The sequence below is a fragment of the Pseudochelatococcus sp. B33 genome (assembly GCF_053570585.1).
On sequence record NZ_JBSEFH010000059.1, the window covers coordinates 1 to 4,033 of the forward strand.

Consider the following 4,033-nt stretch of genomic DNA (forward strand, 5'->3'; position numbering starts at 1 on the left):
CAAAAGCGATCAGGCCCGCGATCGCCCACAACCGGATCGTCCCGCGATCGGGCAGGACTGAATCGTGATCGAAGGGAAGCGGCGCGTCTTCCGCCATTCAGGCACCTACCAGCTGATCGGGATATGGAACAGAAGGGCGCAGGAGCGCTGCGAAGGCGTTGTTATGGTTCGCTTCGTCGCGGAGGAGCAGCACCACCTTTCCAACCCCGACGATCATTTCGCCAGTTCCGTGGTTCTGTTGAAGGCAGCAGTGAAGCCGTTGAGCGGGATGGTGAAGATGGGCGGTTCTCCGCCACCGGAGCGGGTGGCATTGACGATGAGCTTCTCGCCCTTCTTCAGTGCGTCCGTCGCGACCGCCGGGAACGACAGCGGCACGAGGCAGCCGGCAGGAACGCAGGTCGAGAAGCGCGCGCCCTGTCCGAGGTTCTGCTCGTCGATCTTCAGCTTCACGCCGTCATCGAGCTTGAGCCCGAACGGCAGCAGCAACATGCCCTCTGTCTTGCCATCCGCCGGGGGCCGCAGCTCGATGGCGAAGACACGCTGGCCGGTCTGGTTGTTGCCCTGCGTCTGGCTGAACACGCAGACTTTTTCGTCGTCGACGATGTTGCAGGTGACGGTCCAGTCGCCGTAGGTCTCGTTGATGGAGGCGGCGCCGTTGGGCAGCGTCGTCGCCGGCCGACTGGGGGACGCCGGGGCGGCGCGTGTATCGACCTGCGCAATCTGCTGGTCCGTCTGCCGCAGCCGTTCGGGGCCGGTTGCGGGAACCGCCGCTATGGCCGGCAATGCTGCTAGGGCCAGCGTCGAGAAGGCAATGGCGACACCAGGGACGGAGAGATGTCTTGAAGGGCAGAGACGCGGCATCGGGTGATCCTTTGCTGATGACGATGCGGGACGGGAACCTGGCGCAAGCCTCTGCCTGCGACGCCACGGCGCCATGCGGCCGAGCGTCTCGTCCCGGAGAACGAAGTGATGGATGAGGGCCATGAGGGCGTGGCCGGCGATCAGCGCCAGCAGCGTCCAGGCGAGCCTGCCGTGAGCAAGATCGCCAAGCTGCGCCAGCCACGCGATCCGCTCGCCTGTGACGGGCACGACGGGCACGCCGAAAGCCGTCCAGCCGTTGCCGCCAGCGTAGATGCGCAGCAGCGCCACCGCCGGCACGGCGGCCATGAGCCCGTAGAGCAGCAGATGAACGCTCACCGCCAGCCGGCTTCCCCAACCCCCGTGCAGCCGGCGGCGGCGAATGTTGAACATTCCCCAGAGGCCGCGCAGCAGCGTCAGCAGGAGGATGACGGTGCCCAGAATGCCGTGGTGGGGCGCGATGCGCGAGACCAGAGCGCTGACCGGCGATGGCCCGAACGCCCGCCACGCCAGCATGGGCGAGAACTGCCACAGGAGAAGAATGGCCATGCCCCAGTGCAGGAGCCGGCTGACGATCCCGTAGCGCTGCGGGCTGTCGCGCCATTGCATCGCCGTTCCCCTCAACAGGGCAGGGCCACGGGCAGGCCGGTGACGGGATGCGTCATGACCGCCATGTCGATGCCGTAGATGCGGCGCAGCTCACCGGCGGTCATGATGGCAGCGGGTGTGCCGCGCGCGATCAGGCTGCCGCCGTTGAGGGCGATGATCTCGTCGCAGCAGCGGGCGGCCATGTTGATGTCGTGCAGGACGATCACCACACCGAGACCTTTCGTGTGGCTGAGCCTCTGCACCAGCGACAGCACCTCGACCTGATAGGCGACGTCGAGCGCCGAGATCGGCTCGTCGAGCAGCAGGCACTGCGTATCCTGCGCCACCAGCATGGCGAGCCAGGCGCGCTGGCGCTCGCCGCCCGACAGCGTATCGACAAGCCGGCCGGCCAATGGCTCGAGGCCGGTCAACGCGATCGCCTCGTCGACCTTTTCCCGGTCAACCTTGCCGAAGCGTCCCAGCGCCCCGTGCCAGGGATAGCGGCCGAGGGCGACGAGTTCCGTGACCAGCATTCCCGATGCCGGCGGCGTGTGCTGCGGCAGATAGGCGAGCTGGCGCGCGAACGGCCGGTCGCCCCAGTCGGACAGCGCCTTGCCTTCGAACAGCACCTTGCCGGCGGATGCCGGCTGCTGGCGGGCGAGGATCTTCAGCAGCGTCGACTTGCCGGAGCCGTTGTGGCCGATGAGTCCGACGATGCGCTTTCCCGGCAGAGTCAATGTCAGCGATTCCAGCAGCGTGCGGCCGGGAACCGAGAACGACACCTCCTCCAGCGTGAACAGAGGCGCCTCGGTGACGGTGGCGCGCGCTGCTGCAGTCCCTGTCACGGCGACCGGCCCGGTAATGGGGGTCACCGTCGTTTCATGAACGGGATCAAGGGCGAGCTGTGTCATGGTGTCATTCCCTTGCGAGCGCCGCGACGGGTTCGAGGCGCGCGGCACGCAACGCCGGCATGAAGCCGAAGACGAGGCCGGTGACGAGCGCGGTCAGCACCGCGCCGAGAAGCGCCGTGCCCGTAAAAATGACCGGCATGGCGAAGGCGTGGGCCGCGACGGTGCCCGCCGTGATGCCGATCACAGCACCCGCGATGCCGCCGGTTCCGGCGACCATGACGGCTTCGGTCAAAAACTGGCGCAGGATGTCGGAAGTCCGGGCACCCGTTGCCATGCGGATGCCGATCTCGCGCGTGCGCTCGCCCACCGTCATCAGCATCACGTTCATGACGCCGATGCCGCCCACAAGCAGCGAGATGGCGGCGGTTGCGCCCAGCAGCAGCGTCATGGTGTCCTGCGTGCGCGACTGGGCCTCGATGCTTGCCGCCTGGTTGAATACCCTGAAGTCGCGCACGCCGTGCGCCCGCTCCAGCACGCGCACGACATCCGCCTCCGTCTCCCGCGCCTGGGCGAGGTCGTCGATCAGCACCGAGATCCACGACAGCTCCTGCCGGCCGAAGACGCGGGCCGCCCCGGTTGGAAAGGGGAAGACGATGGTATCGTCCTCGTCGCTGCCGGCGCCGCCGCTGCCCTTGGCCGCGAGCACGCCGATCACCTGGAACGGCACGCCGTCGACGAGAATGCCGCGTCGGATCGGATCGGAGCCGTCCGGGAACATGCGTGCCGCGAGCTTTGAACCGACCACAGCGACCGTCGCCAGCCTGTGCTCGTCCTCGACGGTGAAGAACACGCCGCGCTCCACTGGCCAGCTCAGGATGCGCGGGAAGTCCGTGGTGATGCCGACGCCTTCCGTGGGATAGTCGACGTTGCCGGCTCTGACCGTCACCTTGCCCTGAAGGTAGGGCATGGCGGCAGTGACATTCGGCACCGAGCGGACGTAGGGTACGTCCTCCGGCAACAGCCGGCCGCCCGGTCCGCGGCTGCTTTCCCCGCCGGGGATGACATAGAGGCGGTTGGTGCCGAAGGAGGCCATGCGGGCGACGACATCCTGCCGGGCGCCTTCGCCGATGGCGAGCAGCGCGATGACCGAGGCCACGCCGATGATGATGCCGAGCAGCGTGAGCATGGTCCGGAAGGGATTGGCGCCGAGCGCCCGGGCTCCCGAGCGGAAGGCCTCGTGCATGTCCGCCAGCAGCGACACTGCTGTTGATTTTTGCGGCAGGAGGGAGAGTGCCGGACCCGATGCCGATGATCCTTCAGCATGAGGCTTGGGAGCCCGCAATTCTGCCTCGTCGCTCCCACTGTCGCTGACGATGCGCCCGTCCCTGATCTCGACGATGCGCCTTGCCGCCTTCGCGATCCCGTGGTCATGGGTGATGAGGATGATGGTGTGGCCCTGCGCGGCGAGTTCCCGGAGCAGCGTCAGCACCTCCGTGCCGGTGGCGCTGTCGAGCGCGCCGGTCGGCTCGTCGGCCAGGATGATGCGCCCGCCGTTCATCAGCGCGCGGGCGATGGAGACGCGCTGCTGCTGGCCGCCGGAGAGCTGTCCAGGTCGGTGATGCAGGCGCTCGCCGAGGCCGAGCCGGGCCAGCAGTGCCGCCGCCCGCTCGCTGCGGGCCTTTTGGGGAAGGCCGGCATAGGTTGCCGGCACCTCGACGTTCTCGCCGGCCGTGATC

The 4,033-nt window shown here is 67.9% G+C and carries 3 protein-coding genes; all 3 read right to left on the minus strand.

The window, feature by feature from the left end:
• Positions 1-213 precede the first annotated feature (213 nt).
• Positions 214-1,467, minus strand: a complete 1,254-nt coding sequence (locus tag ACUSIJ_RS29380; RefSeq protein WP_449311958.1) for an invasion associated locus B family protein — start codon at positions 1,465-1,467, stop codon at positions 214-216.
• An 11-nt stretch (positions 1,468-1,478) separates the two neighbouring features.
• Complete coding sequence (locus ACUSIJ_RS29385) at positions 1,479-2,357, minus strand: ATP-binding cassette domain-containing protein (protein WP_449311959.1); 879 nt, start codon at positions 2,355-2,357, stop codon at positions 1,479-1,481.
• A gap of 4 nt (positions 2,358-2,361) precedes the next feature.
• On the minus strand, positions 2,362-4,033 hold a 1,672-nt coding region (locus tag ACUSIJ_RS29390; protein ID WP_449311960.1), incomplete at its 5' end, for an ABC transporter permease.